The sequence below is a fragment of the Pseudomonas sp. GQ91 genome (genome assembly GCF_059758795.1).
The window spans coordinates 25,725-42,543 of sequence record NZ_JCAXED010000025.1 but is presented as its reverse complement, the minus strand read 5'-3'; the positions used below and the strand labels follow the sequence as shown (position 1 = coordinate 42,543).

10 protein-coding genes and 1 pseudogene are annotated in these 16,819 nt (G+C 59.9%); 9 read left to right on the top strand and 2 right to left on the bottom strand.

Annotated features, from left to right (window positions below; genetic code table 11):
- Positions 1 to 629: 629 nt before the first annotated feature.
- A pseudogene (locus AC6CIA_RS25720) lies at positions 630 to 716 on the top strand (outer membrane lipoprotein carrier protein LolA); the annotation flags it as partial.
- A 133-nt stretch (positions 717 to 849) separates the two neighbouring features.
- On the opposite strand, the gene AC6CIA_RS25715 reads toward AC6CIA_RS25720, so the two are convergent.
- A complete protein-coding gene (locus tag AC6CIA_RS25715) occupies positions 850 to 1,119 on the bottom strand; it encodes a DUF2790 domain-containing protein (RefSeq protein ID WP_498315896.1) in 270 nt (89 codons plus the stop codon).
- A 396-nt stretch (positions 1,120 to 1,515) separates the two neighbouring features.
- Here AC6CIA_RS25715 and acs point away from each other — a divergent pair, with 396 nt between their 5' ends.
- The 7 genes from acs (at position 1,516) to AC6CIA_RS25680 (ending at position 9,407) form a co-directional block, all read left to right on the top strand.
- The gene (gene acs / locus AC6CIA_RS25710) at positions 1,516 to 3,471 is read left to right on the top strand and encodes an acetate--CoA ligase (protein WP_498315894.1); all 1,956 of its coding nucleotides are present in this window, start codon (positions 1,516 to 1,518) and stop codon (positions 3,469 to 3,471) included.
- A gap of 570 nt (positions 3,472 to 4,041) precedes the next feature.
- Positions 4,042 to 4,827, top strand: a complete 786-nt coding sequence (locus AC6CIA_RS25705; protein WP_498315892.1) for an ABC transporter substrate-binding protein — start codon at positions 4,042 to 4,044, stop codon at positions 4,825 to 4,827.
- A 91-nt stretch (positions 4,828 to 4,918) separates the two neighbouring features.
- Positions 4,919 to 5,608, top strand: coding sequence for an ABC transporter permease (locus tag AC6CIA_RS25700; protein WP_339528530.1), 690 nt, complete (start codon positions 4,919 to 4,921; stop codon positions 5,606 to 5,608).
- Positions 5,605 to 6,303, top strand: coding sequence for an ABC transporter permease (locus AC6CIA_RS25695; protein ID WP_339528531.1), 699 nt, complete (start codon positions 5,605 to 5,607; stop codon positions 6,301 to 6,303). The genes AC6CIA_RS25700 and AC6CIA_RS25695 overlap by 4 nt, the downstream gene beginning before the upstream one ends.
- 1 nt (position 6,304) lies before the next feature.
- Positions 6,305 to 7,417, top strand: a complete 1,113-nt coding sequence (locus AC6CIA_RS25690; protein ID WP_339528532.1) for a succinylglutamate desuccinylase/aspartoacylase family protein — start codon at positions 6,305 to 6,307, stop codon at positions 7,415 to 7,417.
- A gap of 27 nt (positions 7,418 to 7,444) precedes the next feature.
- Positions 7,445 to 8,209: an ABC transporter ATP-binding protein gene (locus AC6CIA_RS25685; protein ID WP_339528533.1), complete on the top strand. Its 765-nt coding sequence runs from the start codon at positions 7,445 to 7,447 to the stop codon at positions 8,207 to 8,209.
- 217 nt (positions 8,210 to 8,426) lie between these two features.
- A complete protein-coding gene (locus AC6CIA_RS25680) occupies positions 8,427 to 9,407 on the top strand; it encodes a GlxA family transcriptional regulator (protein WP_339528534.1) in 981 nt (326 codons plus the stop codon).
- 6 nt (positions 9,408 to 9,413) lie between these two features.
- On the opposite strand, the gene AC6CIA_RS25675 is transcribed toward AC6CIA_RS25680, so the two are convergent.
- Positions 9,414 to 15,260 (bottom strand): dermonecrotic toxin domain-containing protein, encoded by a 5,847-nt coding sequence (locus tag AC6CIA_RS25675; protein ID WP_498315888.1) that lies wholly within the window; start codon positions 15,258 to 15,260, stop codon positions 9,414 to 9,416.
- Positions 15,261 to 15,563: 303 nt separating this feature from the next.
- Here AC6CIA_RS25675 and AC6CIA_RS25670 point away from each other — a divergent pair, with 303 nt between their 5' ends.
- Entirely contained in the window at positions 15,564 to 16,784 is a 1,221-nt protein-coding gene (locus AC6CIA_RS25670; protein WP_498315886.1) for an aspartate aminotransferase family protein, read from the top strand.
- Positions 16,785 to 16,819 lie beyond the last annotated feature (35 nt).

The following is a 16,819-nucleotide window of genomic DNA, read 5'->3' as shown; positions in this document are numbered from 1 at the left end:
AGCGGCGGCGCCGGCACCGTCGAGGCGATCCATGTTGGCTTCGGTGGCGTGGCCGGCGTTGGCGCCTTTAGTGGCTACTTCGCCTTCTTCTTCTTTGTCGAATTCGTCCCAGCTCAGCATGACGTGTCGTCTCCTGCGTGAGGGCCAAAGGTGCCCGTGTGAAACCGCGTGGTTGGGTGTTCACACGGCCCAGAGGCCGCGGTGGATCTTTAAGGAATCGTTTGTTGCAACAGCTAGCGCAGGCATTAAACGGAATAGGGCTACGGGTGTTCTGCTCGAGGCTTGAGGGGCGGAGCGATGCTTGCTGGCTCCAGCGGGGCCTCAGGTCTGGCTCTGTGTCCCATGTAAAGGGATATTGCAGGCCCGATTTACCCGCGCATTATAGGGAAAAATTCGGCTTTGTGTTGCGGCGGATGGCCTCAGTCGAGGGGCAAAATGCTGTCTTTTCGAGCCGGAGCGCGGGTTTACAAGGGTTTGCCGGAGCAGGATTTTTTTGACGGGCGGTGGGGGAGCGCCACGAATCAATATCGGACTACGGTCGTCGTGGTTGAACGGGGTGCCGAAGATCAAAATCAAAGGCACGGCGGCCTGGCAGCCGACCTGGTTTTTTGTGAACTGCAGGAGCGAGCGTGCTCGCGAAGAACGTTAACGATGATGCGGGCTATCTGACTCCCCGAGGCGCCCTCAGGGTTTTCGCGAGCAAGCTCGCTCCTACCTATTTAGTAGGCGGCGTTGCTCTGCACTGGTTTTTGATCGCCATTGCCATGGGGATTTTGCAGGTAGTCCCTGGCCGCAAGAACGATTTCTTGCGGCGTACAGCGCCAGGGCAAGTTTTAACTAACAACGTATTTAACCGTTAGAGCAACCATCACCCATGACTTTGTAATTGAGAATATGCCGCTGGCCTTGATGATCTTCATACTCCATGCGCGCCGGAACAACTTCACAGACATCCGGGATTGCACTCATGGAGAGTACTTTAGCGATATCCAAATGACTGGAGTAGGTGTATTCCTCGACTGCGGCAGTCTGCTGGCTGGCGACGTCAGTCGGGATCTCGTCGGCCAAAGCCGCGGTAGCGCATACGCTGGTAAGGACCATTACCCATAAAGCTTTCATTTCTATCATTACCTTTTTAGGCTCGAGTGGGATCACGGGGCCCTTGTGAGGCCGCGTGTGTAACTTGATTGGAGAGTTCGGATTAACGTGCCTTCGTGGGGGCTGCAACTTGGTTAATCACGGTGCCTTGTTGGCGAGATTGATTTTAGGCGCCTGTGTTTTATTCATATACCCGTGCTTTTGATAAACACTATTGGCGGTTTTTGTAACAATCACCTCGGCCGAAGGTATTTTTACTTTGCGAAAAAATGCTGAAAGCCGCGGAACAGAGCGGTGCGCAGGCAAGGTAGGGCAATTTGTAGGGGCTTGTTACTACCATCGTCGAATGGTTCTATAGGTCCGCCCCGGCTACAAAAGGGCCATACAACAACAACTATTGTCACCGAGGTAAGAAAGATGAGTGCGGCTTCCCTGTACCCCGTTCGCCCCGAAGTAGCAGCCAACACGCTGACCGACGAGGCGACCTACAAGGCCATGTACCAGCAATCGGTGGTCAACCCCGATGGTTTCTGGCGTGAGCAAGCCAAGCGACTTGACTGGATCAAGCCTTTCACCACGGTGAAACAGACTTCGTTCGACGATCACCATGTCGACATCAAGTGGTTCGCTGATGGCACCTTGAACGTTTCCTACAACTGCCTGGACCGTCACCTCGCCGAGCGTGGCGATCAGGCCGCAATCATCTGGGAAGGCGATGACCCTTCCGAAAGCCGTACCATCACCTATCGCGAGCTGCATGAACAAGTCTGCAAATTCGCCAACGCCTTGCGTGGCCAGGATGTGCACCGCGGCGACGTGGTGACTATCTATATGCCGATGATTCCCGAAGCCGTGGTCGCGATGCTGGCCTGTACCCGGATCGGTGCGATTCACTCGGTGGTGTTTGGCGGATTTTCGCCAGAGGCGCTGGCCGGACGTATCATCGACTGCAAATCCAAAGTGGTGATCACCGCCGACGAAGGCATTCGGGCCGGCAAGAAAATTCCGCTCAAGGCGAATGTTGACGACGCCTTGACCAACCCGGAAACCAGCAGCATCCAGAAAGTCATTGTGTGCAAGCGCACCAATGGCCAGATCAAGTGGAACCAGCACCGCGACATCTGGTACGAAGACCTGATGAAGGTCGCCGGTACCGTCTGTGCACCTAAGGAAATGGGCGCCGAAGAAGCGCTGTTCATCCTGTATACCTCCGGTTCCACCGGCAAGCCGAAGGGCGTGCAGCACACCACGGGCGGTTACCTGTTGTACGCGGCCCTGACCCACGAACGCGTGTTTGACTACCGCCCAGGGGAAATCTACTGGTGCACCGCCGACGTTGGCTGGGTCACTGGTCACACCTATATTGTCTACGGCCCGCTGGCCAATGGCGCGACCACGCTGCTGTTCGAAGGCGTACCGAATTACCCGGACATTACCCGGGTGGCAAAAATTGTCGACAAGCACAAGGTCAACATTCTCTACACCGCGCCAACCGCAATCCGCGCGATGATGGCTTCCGGCACCGCCGCCTGCGAAGGCGCTGACGGCAGCAGCTTGCGCCTGTTGGGATCGGTGGGTGAGCCGATCAACCCGGAAGCGTGGGATTGGTATTACAAGAACGTCGGTCAATCCCGTTGCCCGATTGTCGATACCTGGTGGCAGACCGAGACTGGCGGCAACATGATGAGTCCGTTGCCGGGTGCTCATGCACTCAAGCCGGGTTCTGCGGCGCGACCGTTCTTCGGCGTGGTGCCGGCGCTCGTGGATAATCTGGGCAACCTGATTGAAGGTGCTGCCGAAGGCAACCTGGTGATCCTCGACTCGTGGCCAGGTCAGGCGCGTACGCTGTTTGGCGACCACGACCGCTTCGTCGATACCTATTTCAAGACGTTCCGTGGCATGTATTTCACTGGCGACGGCGCGCGGCGTGACGAAGACGGCTATTACTGGATCACCGGCCGCGTGGACGATGTGTTGAACGTGTCCGGCCATCGCATGGGCACCGCTGAAATCGAAAGCGCCATGGTTGCTCACCCGAAAGTCGCGGAAGCGGCGGTGGTGGGTGTGCCGCACGACATCAAGGGTCAGGGCATTTATGTCTACGTCACCCTGAAGAATGGCGAGGAGCCTAACGAAGCGTTGCGCCTGGAATTGAAAAACTGGGTGCGCAAGGAAATCGGGCCGATTGCTTCGCCGGATGTGATCCAGTGGGCGCCGGGCTTGCCAAAGACCCGTTCGGGGAAAATCATGCGCCGTATCCTGCGCAAGATTGCCACGGCCGAATATGACGGGTTGGGCGATATCTCGACCTTGGCGGATCCAGGTGTAGTCGCGCACTTGATCGAAACGCACAAGACCATGAACGTCGCCTAAGGCGGGGTAGGTGGGACAGAGCCCCATTCGGTGTGAGCCGGGTGGGGCTTTTTGATAAGCCCTCAAAAACACCGAAGATCCAATGTGGGAGAGGGGTTTGCATGGCATACCCGCCAGCTCAATAAATATCGATTTCTTTGGTAGGAACCTTCTGAATGTTACCGAATGGTGCAAATGTGTAACCCTTTGCCCGAACATGGGGCAAAGTGCTACGTCCGGGCCCTTCAAACGCCCGTTTTAGGCACCTCTGTAAATAAGATCAAACGCTACACTTGCCGTGCCAGAAGGGTTTGCGAATAATAGGCCCGCAATTTGCAATGGTAAAAGGTTTAGTGTCTTTTGTCTCTGCATAAAATTCAGAGACTGTCAATGTGTTGGAACCGCTTTCTTGGTGCTTCTGTAAATTGTTGTCGCATTGAGGAAATATCGGCTTCTGGCCTGTCGTTAGAATGCCGATCACTCGCTCGTCGTCGCTGGTCAGGACGCAGCAGCGTTATTCGGTTTCACTCAGTCGCATCGTGGGCCCTGGCTCATACTGCTGTTTTTGCCCTATACCGATGGAGTCCCAAGATGAAGAAACTCGTGCTGTTGGGCGCCCTGGCGCTGTCCGTACTGTCCATGCAGGCTTTCGCTGAAGGCAAACCCCTGAAAATTGGTATCGAAGCGGCTTACCCTCCGTTCGCCTCGAAGGCGCCGGACGGCAGTATCGTCGGTTTCGACTACGACATCGGCAACGCCTTGTGCGAAGAGATGAAAGTCAAGTGCACATGGGTCGAGCAAGAGTTCGACGGCCTGATCCCGGCGCTGAAAGTGCGCAAGATCGACGCGATCCTGTCTTCCATGTCGATCACCGAAGACCGCAAGAAGTCGGTGGACTTCACCAATCGCTACTACCTGACGCCGGCGCGCCTGGTGATGAAGGACGGTACGGCGGTCAGCGAAAGCCTGGATGAACTCAAAGGCAAGAAGATCGGCGTGCAGCGCGGTTCGATCCACGACCGTTTCGCCAAGGAAGTCCTGGCTTCGAAGGGGGCTACCGTTGTGCCTTACAGCTCGCAGAACGAAATCTACCTGGATATCGAAGCGGGTCGCCTCGACGGCACCGTGGCCGACGCAACCCTGCTGCAGGAAGGTTTCCTCGATACGCCAGCCGGTAAAGGCTACGCGTTCACCGGTCCATCCTTCACCGACGTCAAGTACTTCGGCGACGGCATAGGCATTGCCGTGCGCAAAGGCGACACGGAAAACCTGGAACGTATCAACGCCGCGATCGCCGCGATCCGTGCCAACGGCAAGTACCAGACGATCCAGGACAAGTACTTCAAATTCGATATCTACGGCGCTGACGCCAAGTAAGTCATCGCAGTTGTCTGTCCATAATGGCGCAAGCACCAGGATCTCTGACGTTTGCGCCATTTTTTCATCCGCCTTTTCGAGGACCTGAATCATGTTGAAAGGCTACGGGGCCGTTATCCTCGATGGCGCATGGTTGACGCTTCAGCTCGCCTTGTCGTCCATGGCCTTGGCCATTGTTCTGGGTCTGATCGGGGTCGCACTACGCCTGTCGCCGGTGCGCTGGTTGGCCTGGCTGGGCGACTTGTACTCCACGGTGATCCGCGGGATCCCCGACCTGGTACTGATCCTGCTGATTTTCTACGGCGGTCAGGACCTGCTCAACCGCGTCGCGCCGCTACTGGGCTACGACGACTATATTGACTTGAACCCCTTGGCCGCCGGTATCGGCACCCTGGGTTTCATCTTCGGCGCCTACCTTTCGGAAACCTTCCGGGGCGCCTTCATGGCTATCCCCAAAGGCCAGGCGGAGGCGGGCATGGCGTATGGCATGAGTCCGTTCCAGGTGTTCTTCCGGGTCATGGTGCCGCAAATGATCCGGCTGGCGATCCCTGGTTTCACCAACAACTGGCTGGTGTTGACCAAGGCGACCGCGTTGATTTCCGTGGTGGGCCTGCAAGACATGATGTTCAAGGCCAAGCAGGCGGCAGACGCCACCCGCGAACCTTTTACCTTCTTCCTCGCAGTGGCGGCGATGTACCTGGTGATCACCAGCGTTTCGTTGCTGGCCCTGCGTTACCTTGAGAAGCGCTACTCGGTAGGCGTAAGGGCGGCTGATCTATGATCTTCGACTACAACGTCATCTGGGAGGCCTTGCCGCTGTACTTCGGCGGTTTGCTGACCACCCTGAAACTGCTGCTGATTTCGCTGTTCTTCGGCTTGCTCGCCGCCTTGCCCCTGGGGTTGATGCGTGTGTCCAAGCAGCCGCTGATCAACGGTGCGGCCTGGCTCTACACCTATGTGATTCGCGGTACACCGATGCTGGTGCAACTGTTTCTGATCTACTACGGCCTGGCCCAGTTCGAAGCGGTGCGCGAGAGTTTCCTGTGGCCGTGGTTGTCCAGTGCGACCTTCTGCGCCTGCCTTGCGTTTGCCATCAACACCAGCGCCTACACCGCCGAGATCATTGCCGGTAGCCTCAAGGCCACGCCGAATGGCGAGATCGAAGCGGCCAAGGCCATGGGGATGTCGCGCTACAAGCTGTATAGCCGGATCCTGCTGCCCTCGGCCTTGCGCCGGGCGCTGCCGCAGTACAGCAACGAAGTGATCATGATGCTGCAGACCACCAGCCTGGCTTCTATCGTTACCCTGATCGATATTACCGGAGCCGCCCGCACGGTGAACGCTCAGTACTATTTGCCGTTTGAAGCCTATATCACCGCGGGCGTCTTCTACCTGTGCCTGACCTTCATTCTGGTGCGCCTGTTCAAGTTGGCCGAGCGCCGCTGGCTGAGCTACCTGGCTCCTCGGAAGCACTGATATGGAACGTATCGATCACGTGTTGCCCTGGGGGCATTTGGGCTGCGAGCGCCAGTTGACGGTGTTCCGTTTCGGCGGCGGCGAGCGCAAGGCCTATATCCAGGCCAGTCTGCACGCCGATGAATTGCCGGGGATGCGCGCCGCCTGGGAGCTGAAAAAGCGCCTGGGCGAACTCGAACAACAGGGCGCCCTCAACGGTGTGATCGAACTGGTGCCGGTGGCCAATCCGATGGGCCTCGGCCAGTTGCTGCAAGGGGCTCACCAAGGGCGCTTTGAAGTCGGCAGCGGCAAGAATTTCAACCGCGACTTCGTCGAGTTGAGCGAGCCGGTGGCCGCACGCCTCCAGGGCGAACTGGGGGATGATCCTCGCGCCAACGTGCGCTTGATTCGCCAGGCGATGGCCGAGGTACTCAACGCCTTGCCGCCGGCTGCCAGCCAGTTGCAAGGCATGCAGCGGCTGTTGCTGAGTCACGCTTGCGATGCTGACGTGGTGCTGGACCTGCATTGCGACGCCGAAGCTGCGCTGCACATGTACGCCTTGCCTCAGCACTGGCCGCAATGGCGTTCACTGTCGGCGCACCTGAATGTGAAGGTCGGCTTGCTGGCGGAAGACTCCGGTGGCAGCTCCTTTGACGAAGCCTGTTCGCTGCCGTGGCTGCGTCTGTCGCGTGCATTCCCCGAGGCGCAGATTCCCCTGGCATGCCTGGCGACGACGCTGGAGTTGGGTGGTCAGGCCGATACCGGGCGTGACGAGGCGATTTTTCACGCTGAAGGCATTCTGGCGTTTCTCGCTGAACAAGGCCTGATCCGTGGCGAGTGGCCTGCCGCGCAATTCGAACCCTGCGAAGGCGTGCCGTTTGAAGGCACCGAGTTGCTGTTCGCGCCCCATGCCGGCGTGATCAGCTATCTGCGTAAAGCCGGTGACCGGGTGGAAGTGGGCGAGCCACTGTTTGAAGTCATTGATCCCTTGACCGACCGCGCCAGCACTGTTTGCGCGGGCACGTCCGGGGTGTTGTTTGCCGTTGAACGGCTGCGTTATGCCCAAGCGGGTTTCTGGCTGGCCAAGGTGGCGGGGCGCGAAGCGCTGCGTCACGGGCGCTTGCTCAACGACTGACCAACTGTTTTTGTGAGAACCGACCGCATGTACAAACTTGAAGTCCAAGACCTGCATAAACGCTATGGCAGTCATGAAGTGCTCAAAGGTGTTTCCCTGGCCGCCGCGGCGGGTGATGTGATCAGCATCATCGGTTCCAGTGGTTCGGGTAAAAGTACCTTTTTGCGCTGTATCAACCTGCTGGAGCAACCCCACGCCGGCAAGATTCTGCTCAACAACGAAGAGCTGAAACTGGTGGCCAACAAAGACGGCGCCATGAAGGCCGCCGACCCGAAACAACTGCAGCGCATGCGTTCGCGACTGTCGATGGTGTTCCAGCATTTCAACTTGTGGTCGCACATGACCGCGCTGGAAAACGTCATGGAAGCGCCGGTACATGTGCTCGGTGTTTCAAAAAAGGAAGCCCGCGAAAAGGCCGAGCACTACTTGGCCAAAGTTGGCGTGGGGCATCGTCAGGATGCGTTCCCCGGCCACATGTCCGGTGGCGAACAACAGCGTGTGGCGATTGCCCGGGCGCTGGCGATGGAACCTGAAGTGATGCTGTTCGACGAGCCCACCTCGGCCCTCGATCCCGAGCTGGTGGGCGACGTATTGAAAGTCATGCAGGACCTGGCCCAGGAAGGCCGGACCATGGTGGTGGTGACGCACGAAATGGGTTTTGCCCGCGAAGTATCCAACCAGTTGGTGTTCCTGCACAAAGGCATCGTCGAAGAACGTGGCAACCCGCGAGAAGTGCTGGTCAACCCGCAGTCCGAACGTTTGCAGCAGTTCTTGTCCGGTAGCTTGAAATAAAACGGCCGCTACTCACCCCCTGTAGGAGCGAGCTTGCTCGCGAAAAACCTGAGAACGCCAAGGGGTGCCAGGCATTCCGCGTTATTGTTGAAGATCTTCGCGAGCAAGCTCGCTCCTACAGGTGGGCCGGTGTTCATTGTTTTTGAGATTTGTGTTGGTTTACGGGCTAGCATTGGCCTTTGTCTTCATTACTGTTACTCGTTTCGGATAGCCCTCCATGACCGCCCATCGAATTGGTTTCCTGATTTGGCCCAGCACGAAAGCACTGACGCTTGCGCTGGCTGAGGAGGCCTTGCGGGTTGCCCAGCGGGTGCATCCGGACGTGGTTTACGAGGTATCGTTTCTGCAGGCCGAGCCGCCGGTCGAAGGTGACTGGAAATTGCCCGGCGAACCCTGGGCCGGCAAGCTTGAAGGTTTCCAGAAGTTGTTCTTGCTGGCCGACGAGCCGCCGACCGTCATTGCCTCGCCACTCAGTATTGCGCTCAAACAGCTGGTCCGTGCGGGCTGCGTGATTGGAGGGTTGTCGGCGGGTGTGTATCCGTTGGCGCAGCTGGGGTTGCTTGACGGTTATCGGGCGGCCGTGCACTGGCGTTGGCAGGATGATTTTGCCGAGCGCTTTCCCAAGGTCATCGCCACCAGCCATTTGTTCGACTGGGATCGTGATCGCCTGACGGCCTGCGGTGGCATGTCGGTACTCGATCTGCTGCTGGCGGTGCTGGCGCGTGATCACGGCGCCGAACTGGCCGGTGCGGTCTCGGAAGAATTGGTGGTGGAACGCATCCGCGAAGGCGGCGAGCGCCAGCGTATTCCGCTGCAAAACCGCCTGGGCTCGAGCCATCCCAAGCTGACCCAGGCGGTGTTGCTGATGGAAGCGAATATTGAAGAGCCGCTGACCACCGACGAAATCGCTCAGCATGTGTGCGTGTCGCGACGACAACTGGAGCGGATTTTCAAGCAATACCTCAATCGCGTTCCCAGCCAGTATTACCTCGAGTTGCGCCTGAACAAGGCACGGCAGATGTTGATGCAAACCAGCAAGTCGATCATCCAGATCGGCCTGTCATGCGGCTTCTCCTCGGGGCCGCACTTCTCCAGCGCCTACCGCAATTTCTTCGGTGCCACGCCGCGCGAAGACCGCAACCAGCGTCGCAGCAGCAGCCCGTTCGAACTGTCGTCGGTGCCGTCCGAACGGGGCTGATCGGCCTTATTCCTCCTGGGGTTGCGGAACCGGCACCGGCAACGGATTACCCTGTTCGTCGCGTGCCGCTTCAGGTACCTGAAAGTCCTGCCCGGTGCGTTGGTAGTACGTCCTGAGATGCTGCAGGCTTTGCGCCGACAGCGGGTTGCCACTTAGATCGCATTCATCGAGGAGCGTCGGGATCATTTCCAGCAGGTCGGGCGGGATTGTCGAGATCTGGTTGTTGCCCAGGTCGAGAAGCTGCAGGCGCGGGAGCCGGAATACGCCGTGTGGCACGCTGCTCATCTGATTGTTACGCAGTTGCAGCGCCAGCAGGTTGTTCAGGCCGCTGACATCGGGCGCCAGGCCCAGCGGGTTATGGTTCATCCCGAGAAACTCCAAGGCACTCAGCTCCGATAAGGTGCGTGCGGTGTCGGCCGTCAGGGTAATCGCGCAATGGCTCAAGTCGAGGTAGGTGAGCTTGGGCAACTTGAACAGCGCACGCGGTAGTGAACGCAGGTAACAATGCCGCAGTTTCAGCGTCTGCAGGTTGGGGAAACAGTCCAGGGTGGCGTCAACCGCGGTGGTGGTGCCGTTGCCGGTGAAATCGAACAGCGAAATATGCTCAAAACGTGCATTTATGCGCGGCAGTTCGCCCATGAGCGTGAGATCGACCGTCAAGCGATAGGTGAGGTCTTCGCCCGGGCTGCGAATGTCCTCTTCGCTTTCACGGCGCCATGCCTGTTCCAGCAGGCGCTTGAAATCGCGACGCCGCAATTGCTCCTCTGCGCGCGAGGGTTCATCCAGCGGCACATCCAGGACTGGGTGTCGGGCGGGCACGCTGAGCACCCATTGCTGCAGGTCAGCGCCCAACTGTTGGTACTCGGCCTCGAGACGCGCCAGGTAGGTGGTGACCTCGGCCATGTCTCCCGGCAGGTTGAAGATAAAGCGGTCGGCCGCGTTATCCGACAGGCGCGGGTAGAGGGCTTTGACTCTGTCCCGTTCTGCGCGGGGGGCTTGCGCGTTGAAAAATTCGCCCATGTCCTGGCAGTAGATTTTGATCCGCTCCAGGGTCTGGGGGGACAGCGGATTGGCACTGAGATCGAAGAGCTGGGTGAGCGTCGGCGGCAAGCTGAAGCTGAAAGCCGGCAGCTCCTCGATGGCGTTGTGGCTCAGGTTGACCGCGACAGGTCGGTCCTCGATCAGCAGTCCTTCGGGGACTTCGCGCAGGCCGGTGTCCTGCAGGGATACATGACTCAAGTTGCCCAGGCCGCGAAAATCCGGCACGTGCCCCAGCGGGTTGTGGCTCAGGTCCAGATGGTCGAGGTTGCTCATGTTGCCCAGCGCCACCCGGCTGGTTTCGGACAAGCTGATCATGCAATTGGGCAGGCTCAGGTCGGTGAGTTTCGGCAAGTCGAATATTGCGCCGGGAATATCCCCCAGGCGTGCCTGTTCGATGGTCAGTGTATCCAGCTCGGCAAAGCTCCTGAGAAAGGCTCCCGGTTGCAGTGTGAGACCGTTGCCGTCGAGCTTCAGGTAAGTGATGTGCTTGAACTGCGCACTCATCGCCGGCAACTCGCCGGCCAGCGCCGAAGACAGGGTCAACGCATGGATGAAATTCCCGTCGGGTGCGGTCTCACGGCGCCAGCTGCGTTCCAGTCGTTGCTGGACCGCCTGGCGCCTGGCCCGTTCGAGTTCGGCGAGCGTGGTGTCGGATGTCCAGGCTCCCAACTCTTGCTGCAGGGTTTCCAATTCGTTCGCCAGGCGTGCCAGTTCGCGCCGGCCGGCCTCGATATCACCGGGCAGGCTGAAGATGAACTGGTTGATGTCCTGATGACTCAGGGAAGGGAACAGCAGGCGCGCATCTCGCCGGTCGACGTCCGCCGCGTCGACGATCCAATAGGTCTGATGGCGCTGGTAGTAAGCCTTGAAACGCTCGAGGGTCGGCTCCGAAAGCGGATTGCCCGCGAGGTCGAAGCGCTCGCTGGCGGAAGGCGGCAATTCGAACAGTGCTGCCGGCAGCTCGCTAAGACGGTTGTCGCCCAACAACACCACTTCCAGCGTCGGCAACTGCAGCAGGCCGGCGGGCCACTGGTCAATCCCGGTCTCCGACAGGTCCAGGTCTTCCAGGCTGGTCATGGTTCGAATATCGGGCGCTCGGCCCAACGGATTCTGGTGCAGGTTCAGGCTTTCCAGACGATTCATCGCCACCAGGCGCGCCTCGCTCTCGGCAGTGAGAACGATCTGGCAGTTGTCTAGGCTCAAGGTGCGCAGGTTGGGCATGTCGCTGAGCGCCGGCGGCAATTCGCCGAGGGCAATCTCACGGACCTCCAGGTGGCGCAGCATGGGGAAGTGTTCAAGAAAATGTGTCACCCCCTGAGTGCCATCGACACCCGTCAGCGTCAGCAGCGACACATGCGGGAACTCGCTGTTCAGGGGCGGCAGCTCACCGAGGATCGGCCAGTCCAGTTTCAGCACAACGCCGTCGCGTGCGGGGTCGTTGTAGTAGTCGTCGATCTCGGTTTCCTGGCGCCAGCACCCTTTGAGGCGCGCGGCGAAATGGCGGCGATTCTGGCGTTGATATTGGCGCTGGCGGCGGGTGAAGGGGATGCCGCTGACGGGGTGGTTGGCCGGGACATCGTCTTGCCAGGTATACAGGATCGTCTCCAGTTGTTGATAGTCGTTCTCCAGCGTGGCGATCGCGACGAGGGCGCCGCCGGGCTGCTGTTGCAGGTTGTCGATCAACTGCTGCACCTGTTCGTCCCTGAGTACCGGAAACAGCGCGCGGGTTCGCTGTTGTAAGGTCAGCAGTGGGGGCGGGGGCTCAAGCTCGCCGACATAGCCTTCGCTGTTGCCCAGCAGGCGCAGCGTTTCCACGCGCACTTCCTGAGGTGTCGGCTCGTTGAGCAGGACGCGCAACTCTTCGCGTGGCAGTGGGCGCTTGGTCAGGCGCTCTTTAAGCACAGGCCCGTCATGAATGCCGATGTTCAGTGCATCCCGCTGGGCGTCCGGCAGCGCATGCAGGATGGCGGTATACAGATCGGTTTGCCCCGACAGCGCGTCGCTCGCATCGTGGGGTACATAACGACCTGAATCGAGGCGTACCAAGGTGCGCCGAATCGGCGCGTCAGCCGGACCGATGGTGTTCCAGAGCACGCCGTCGAAGCTGCGGTGCCTGGCTTCAAGCAGGACCTGGTCCGACCAGCCGGGCAGTAATTTCAGCGAGTTGAGCGCCAGCCGATCGGTATCGATGTTGCTTTGCGAGGTCATGTGCTGGCCCTCATACGCACGATTGACGCGTACTTCATCGAGAGCGGCGCGTGCCAGATCAACCAGGCGTGACGGCGTGTGGCCCTGGTCCAATATCTCCAGTTCCTCGCCGCTGGCATGCTCGAGCAAGGTCTCGGCCACGCTGACGGGCAGGCCTGGCGCTTCCTGCAGGATTTGCTGGGTCGGGGGCGTGGGGTCAGGCAGTGAGCCGTAGCGGGAATCGAACAAGGCGGCGCGGTGGCGTTCGGCCGTTTCCGCCAGCTTTTTGCGCAGGTTGTGGGTGCGGGTTTCCAGGCTCAGTTCGGGGTCGCCGATGCGCTCTGCGAATAGCGCGCGGATTTCATCCGGGCTGAGGGATTGCAGGAAGGACTTGAGCAGTTCGCCATTTTGCAGCTGGGTTTCGAGGATCTGCATGGCGGGTTGGTTCGGGTCGCCGAAGGTCCAGGTTACCTGTCCCTTTTCATCGAGAAACTGCAGCGAGCGGGTGGGTGGCCACACGTCCTGGGTCGTCAGCAGTTGCAACAGGGCCTGCGGCTCGATGCGTGGGTATACCGCCGAATCGTCGCTGCGCAGGTTGTCGATCAATTGCTGCAGGCCGCGGTCGATGCGCAGGCGCACCAGGGTGTCCTCAAGCAGCGGCGGCATGGGCTGGCTGTTGACGTGCATCTTGCGCAGGGCGTCTTCTTCCGTCCCGCTGATGCGCAGGGCCAGCTCGCGGTCCGCCGCACTCAGGCCCCGCACTTTGTGCCCCAGGCGGTGCAGCAGGGTGGGGCGGTCCCAATGCAGAGGGCGCTCCAGCTCGGTATGCCAGGCGCCGGCACCATTGTGGCGAACCGTGGGCCTGTAAGCGTCGGGGCGGGTCGGGTGTTTAATGCGGTAGTGCTCGCTGCCTTCGGCTTTTTCCAGCGCATACAACTGGTCTTCCAGGGCCAGCACCGATTCGCCCTGCAGGCTGTGCAGACCCTGCGCGTCGACGCGCGCGCGTGGCGGCAAGGTGCCGAGATGCCGATACGGGGTGAGGTCGGGTTTCCAGTAGCGCTTATTGCCGTTGGCCAGTGTCACCGGTTTGAATCGGTCAAAAAAGGCGACTACGTCCGCCGGCAGGAGCTTGCGCAACTCGGTCACGGCAATTTTGCCGCCGACGGCAAACGTCCCCAGTTGGACCAGTGACTGGAGAACGCCCATCAGGTGGGTAAAGGCTTCGCGCGCCTCGCCCTCGGCCCAGTCGATCACCCCTTCGAACACTTCATCGAGCAACTGGTAGGCCATATAACCCAGCATCAATTCACCCAACCCAGGCACCAGCGGGGTTGCCACCAGCAGCACGGCGTTGAGGATGGATGAGGCGACCTCGACGAAAGAATCCCACAACGCCCAACGTGCCTTGCGGTCGGCACTGGCGGTGGATACGGCTTGGGTGCGGGCGTCATTCAGCAGTTTGTTGAGCGCCTGTTGGTAGAGGTGCTGCCACAGATCGGCCTCGACAGCCGTGGCGAGGAACTGCAGCCTGGGGTTTTCGATGGGTTCCTGGCGCCAAGGCGCGAGGTTACTGTCCCGGGTCGGGGGATGCCAGGTGATGTGGGACAGACGCTGGTTCAACTGCCCGAAAAACACGCCGCGATGTTCGTGGGCGACGAAGCGACTGAAAAACGCCTGATAATCCTCGCTGCGCAGTTGTCGCACCAGTTCCTTCTGAAAGGCTATCGAGGAGGAGTAGCCCTTGAGCGGGTGCTCGGGATCATCGGGCACGTAAACCACCAAGCGCTGCACCCTGCTTGACTGATTGAGGTCGGCGGCGAACACCAGGATGCCGCTGAGCGGTGTTTCCATCAGACTCAGGTCGTGGCCTTTCAGGGCGAGGTCACTGCGGCCCGCGATCACCGCTTCGATCAACTGCACATCCGCCGGCTGGATGTCTTTTTGCAACTGTGCCACTTGCAAAGCGACCCGTAGCGCGGCTTTTTGGCTGGCGCTGACTTTTTGCTGCAACGCGGCGGCGACTGCCGGTTCGTCCATGCCCAGTTGTGTGCGCAAGTAGCTTGTGTAACGGGCGCCGATGTCGAGGTCGCGGCACAGGCGGGTAAAGACGGTGATGGGCAGGGCTTGCCGGATGGCGGGTAAGGATTGGAATTGGCCGGTGGCCGAAGGTTGGGTGATATAGGTGGAGGCTGGCTCGTAGGCGTCTTTCGCGGTTTCCTGATACTCAAAGTTGTAAAGGGCTGCGTCCAGCAGGGAAACCTTCCGGGTGCGCGCACCGCCGGAAGGGAGGGTAAGCCAGGGAATGTTTTGCGGGATATACAGGTGCAAATAGACGGACTCGCTGTCCAGGCGCAGGCCAAAGCGGGTGAGCAGTGCGTCTTCAAGGATCGGTTTGGCGAAGGCCTTGGCGTCTTGCAGGTTTTGCAGCGCGCTGTCGACACTGTTCAGCGCGTGCCAATGCTCGGCATTCAGTTGATTGAGTCGGGATCGCTGGGCGCCAGGCGCTTGTAGCAATGGGCCGGACAGCAACAGTTTGGCGTCTTTCAGCGCCTGGTGACGATGGGGCGCGGCTTGGCCTAGCCACGCGGGCAGGTTCAAGAGGGGGGCGTAGGGCTGTGTATCCATGGGGTTAATCTCCAGCGGTAGACAAAGGAGATCAGTTAATCACCCGCACAGGAGCGCTAGACGCTAGATAATTAGGCCGTGGTTGCGCGTCGATCTGTGGCCTTGGGCCCTGACGTAAAACGCCTGGGCAGTTTAAACTGCGCCATTGCGACGCTATTTGTCGCATTGGCGTAAACCCGCGAAAATCAGGGGTTGGCGCTATAAGAAGTTGTCGCTTGGCGGCAAGGCCGCGCTGAAAACTGTCCTTACAATCCCTGCATCGCCCGCCAGTTCCAGGCAGGCGTTCCTCTTCAGGAGACTCCGATGTCCGTTGAGCAAGCCCCGGTGCAACGTGCCGATTTCGACCAGGTCATGGTGCCTAACTACGCGCCTGCCGCCTTTATTCCCGTACGTGGCGAAGGCTCGCGTGTCTGGGACCAGTCGGGTCGCGAGCTGATCGACTTTGCCGGCGGCATCGCGGTTAATGTCCTGGGTCATGCGCATCCGGCGCTGGTGGGGGCGCTGACCGAACAGGCCAACAAGTTGTGGCATGTTTCCAACGTCTTCACCAACGAGCCGGCGCTGCGCCTGGCGCACAAGTTGATCGACGCCACGTTTGCCGAACGCGTGTTCTTCTGCAACTCCGGCGCCGAAGCCAACGAAGCCGCCTTCAAGCTGGCGCGCCGCGTGGCGTTCGACCGTTTCGGGACTGAGAAGTACGAAATCATTGCCGCGCTCAACAGTTTCCACGGGCGTACCTTGTTCACCGTCAACGTCGGCGGCCAATCGAAGTACTCCGATGGCTTCGGTCCTAAAATCACCGGCATCACCCATGTTCCCTACAACGATCTGCAAGCCCTGAAAGCCGCCGTCTCGGACAAGACGTGCGCGGTGGTGCTGGAGCCGATCCAGGGCGAAGGCGGCGTGCTGCCCGCGGAGCTTGCCTACCTGCAAGGTGCTCGCGAGCTGTGTGACGCGAACAACGCGCTGCTGGTATTTGACGAAGTGCAGACCGGCATGGGCCGCAGCGGCAAGCTGTTTGCCTACCAGCATTACGGCGTGGTCCCGGACATCCTGACCAGCGCCAAGAGCCTGGGCGGCGGTTTCCCGATCGCCGCGATGTTGACGCGTGAAGACCTGGCCAAGCACTTGGTCGTCGGCACGCACGGCACCACCTACGGCGGCAACCCCCTGGCGTGTGCGGTCGCGGAAGCCGTGATCGACGTGATCAACACCCCACAGGTGCTGGCTGGGGTCAATACCAGGCACGACCTGTTCGTGGCCCGTCTGCAGCAGATCGGCGAGAAGTACGGTATTTTCACCGAGGTGCGCGGCCTGGGCCTGCTGCTCGGTTGCGTGCTGAGCGATGCCTGGAAGGGCAAGGCCAAGGAGGTGTTCAACGCCGCCGAGCGTGAAAACCTGATGATCCTGCAAGCCGGCCCGGACGTGGTGCGTTTTGCCCCGAGCCTGGTGGTGGACGAGGCGGATATCCAGGAAGGTCTCGACCGTTTTGAACGTGCTGTAAAAACGCTTACGCAAGTCTGATTCGCTCCGCCTTTGCCCTGTAGGAGCGAGCTTGC

Coding starts and splice junctions, on each gene's coding strand:
- AC6CIA_RS25675 (WP_498315888.1), bottom strand. CDS start 15,260: ATGGATACACAGCCCTACGCCCCCCTCTTGAACCTGCCCGCGTGGCTA.
- AC6CIA_RS25705 (WP_498315892.1), top strand. CDS start 4,042: ATGAAGAAACTCGTGCTGTTGGGCGCCCTGGCGCTGTCCGTACTGTCC.
- acs (WP_498315894.1), top strand. CDS start 1,516: ATGAGTGCGGCTTCCCTGTACCCCGTTCGCCCCGAAGTAGCAGCCAAC.
- AC6CIA_RS25715 (WP_498315896.1), bottom strand. CDS start 1,119: ATGAAAGCTTTATGGGTAATGGTCCTTACCAGCGTATGCGCTACCGCG.
- AC6CIA_RS25680 (WP_339528534.1), top strand. CDS start 8,427: ATGACCGCCCATCGAATTGGTTTCCTGATTTGGCCCAGCACGAAAGCA.
- AC6CIA_RS25690 (WP_339528532.1), top strand. CDS start 6,305: ATGGAACGTATCGATCACGTGTTGCCCTGGGGGCATTTGGGCTGCGAG.
- AC6CIA_RS25695 (WP_339528531.1), top strand. CDS start 5,605: ATGATCTTCGACTACAACGTCATCTGGGAGGCCTTGCCGCTGTACTTC.
- AC6CIA_RS25700 (WP_339528530.1), top strand. CDS start 4,919: ATGTTGAAAGGCTACGGGGCCGTTATCCTCGATGGCGCATGGTTGACG.
- AC6CIA_RS25685 (WP_339528533.1), top strand. CDS start 7,445: ATGTACAAACTTGAAGTCCAAGACCTGCATAAACGCTATGGCAGTCAT.
- AC6CIA_RS25670 (WP_498315886.1), top strand. CDS start 15,564: ATGTCCGTTGAGCAAGCCCCGGTGCAACGTGCCGATTTCGACCAGGTC.